This is a genomic window from Deltaproteobacteria bacterium (assembly GCA_005879535.1).
GTDB lineage: Bacteria > Myxococcota > Myxococcia > Myxococcales > 40CM-4-68-19 > 40CM-4-68-19.
In genome coordinates this window covers 77,140-79,781 of sequence record VBKI01000054.1, presented here as the reverse complement: position 1 = coordinate 79,781, position 2,642 = coordinate 77,140, and the positions used below count along the sequence as shown (strand labels likewise).

Below are 2,642 nucleotides of genomic sequence, written 5' to 3'. Positions count from 1 at the left end.
TTCTTCTCCGCCAGGGAGAGGAGCCCCGGGGCATCGTCGCCTCCGGATGGGCGACCAGCGACTGGTACGAAGGCCCGGGTTGGCGACGGGCCGGCGTGCCTTGCAACTATGTCGATCTGTCGCTGGACATCCTGCTCGACGCGGAACGCGAACCCATCCTGCCGCGGGAGGCTCTTTCGCACGGCGCACTCTCGCGCATGTACTGGGACACGCAGGTCTCCGGCATCCGCATCCCGGACGACGTCGCGCGCGAGCTGGAGAAGGCGTGGCGCCCTTTCTCGGGCCGGCGAGACGCTCACAACCGTGCGACGAGGCGCTCGAAGCGGTCCGCCGCCTCCTCGAGATTGTCGAGCGAAGCGGCGAAGGACAGCCGGAGATATCCGGTGCCCCCCGCGCCGAACCCCGAACCGTCGAGGAGCGCGACCGTTTCCTCCTCGAGGAGGCGATCGGCAAACGCTGCGGCGGGGATCGGGAGGGCGCGAACGTCGGGAAAGGCATAGAACGCGCCCGCGGGAGCGTGGCACCGCACGCCGGGAATCCGCGCCAGTCGCGCCACGATGGCGTCGCGCCGCCGGCGGAACTCGGCAACCATTGTATCGACGACGTCCTGGGGCCCGCGCAGCGCGGCAGTCCCTGCCTCCTGCACGAACGCCGCGGTACAGGTGTTCGAGTTGATCACCAGGCGAATCGCATGCGGCGCGAGCGCCGCGGGATAGAGGGCCCATCCGAGCCGCCAACCGGTCATCGCGTACGCCTTGGAGAACCCGTCGACCAGGATCGTGCGCCCGAGCATTCCCGGAAGCGCGGCAATGGAAGGCGCTTTTTCGCCGTAACAGATGCGCCGGTAGATCTCGTCGGCGATGACCCAGAGATCGTGCCGCTCCGCCAGCGCCGCGAGACGGCGCAGATCCGCGTCCGGCACGATCGCGCCGGTCGGGTTCGAAGGGGAGTTGAACACGATCATCCGGGTGCGCGGCGTGATTAACCGTTCCAGCGCGTCGAGGTCGAGTGCGCGGCCCTGGTCGAGGCGCGGTGGTACCGAGACCGGCGTTGCGCCGCAGAAGCGCACCATCGATGCGTAGATGGGAAAGCCCGGATCGGGGATCAGCACCTCGTCCCCGGGAGAGATCGTCGCCAGAAACCCATAGAACAAGTTCGGCTTCGCTCCGGGAGTGACGACGACGTGCTCGGGGCTGGCGCGAACTCCCCGCTCGTCGAGGTGCTCGCAAATCGCTTCGCGCAGCGTCTGCGAGCCGCCCGGCGCGCCATATCGCGTGTACCCGTCGCGGAGCGCCCGGATCCCGGCTTCGACGATGTGCCCCGGCGTGGGGAAGTCCGGCTCACCCACCTCGAGATGGATCACCTTCCGCCCGCGCGCCTCCACGGCCCGCGCCTTCACCAGCACGTCGAGTGCGGTCTCGGTGCCGAGCATTCCCACGCTGCTCGCGATCTTTGGCATCGAGGCAGTCTACCGCGCGATGCCCGCGTCCCGTACTGTGCCCGGGAGATGGAGCACCACGCCAACGTCTTCCTCACCAATCTCGCGATCGTCCTCTGCGTGGCGGCGGTCACCACGGTCGTCTTCCAGCGCCTTCGGCAGCCGGTCGTGCTTGGCTATCTCATCGCCGGCTTGCTGGTCGGACCGCACGTGCCGTTCCCGCTGGTGGCCGACAGCGAGACCATCGAGGGACTTTCCGAGCTCGGCGTCATCCTGCTGCTCTTCGGCATCGGGCTCGAGTTCACGCTGAAGAAGCTGCTGCGGGTCGGCGCGGCAGCCGCCGTCGTCGCCGTCGTCGAGATCAGCGTCCAGATCATCCTCGGCGATCTGAGCGCGCAGATGTTCGGGTGGACGTCGCGCGAGGCGCTGTTCGCCGGCGCGATGATGGCGATGTCCAGCACCACCATCATCGCCAAGGCCTTCAGCGAGCTTCGCATCGGTGGCCGCGTCCGCGAGCTGGTCCTCGCGGTCCTCATCGTCGAGGACCTCGTCGCCATCCTCCTCCTCGCCGCCTTTGCGACGCTCGCCGCCGGGAAGCTGACCGCGGCGCAGGTGGCCACCACCGCGGGCCGCCTGGGCCTCTTCCTCGCCGTGGTCGGCGCTGCCGGCGCGCTCGTCGTCCCGCGCCTGGTCCGGGCGGTGCTGAAGCTGGACCGGCCGGAGACGACCGCCATCGCCTGCGTGGGAATCTGCTTCGCCTTCGCCCTGCTTGCACAGCGCTTCGGCTACTCGGTCGCGCTCGGTGCCTTCGTCGCCGGCTCACTGGTCGCCGAATCGGGCGAAGGACCGCGGATCGAGCACCTGCTGGAGCCCGTGCGCGACCTCTTCGCCGCGGTCTTCTTCGTCTCCGTGGGCATGCTCATCGACCCGGCGCTGGTGCGCGCGAACTGGATTCCCATCCTCGTGCTCTCGGGGGTGGTGGTCGCGGGGAGGATGATCGGCGTCTCGATCCCGGCCTTCCTCACCGGCGCCGGCGTGCGCACCTCGATCGCCGCCAGCATGAGCCTTTCGCAGATCGGCGAGTTCTCCTTTCTCATCGCGCAGCTTGGCGTGTCGACGGGAGCGGTGCGCGACTTCCTCTACCCGGTGGCGGTGAGCGTCTCGGCGGTGACGGCGTTGACGACGCCCTGGATGATCCGTGCCT

General features: G+C 69.0%; 1 protein-coding gene and 1 pseudogene (1 of these 2 running past the window's edge). One reads left to right on the top strand and one right to left on the bottom strand.

What is annotated here, in order from left to right; all coding sequences use genetic code 11:
- Positions 1-295: 295 nt before the first annotated feature.
- The gene (locus E6J58_08445; protein TMB38854.1) at positions 296-1,459 is read right to left on the bottom strand and encodes a pyridoxal phosphate-dependent aminotransferase; all 1,164 of its coding nucleotides are present in this window, start codon (positions 1,457-1,459) and stop codon (positions 296-298) included.
- 48 nt (positions 1,460-1,507) lie between these two features.
- On the opposite strand from E6J58_08445, the pseudogene E6J58_08440 reads away from it, so the two are divergent.
- Positions 1,508-2,642 (top strand): annotated as a pseudogene (locus E6J58_08440) (hypothetical protein) (it continues 851 nt past the right edge of the window).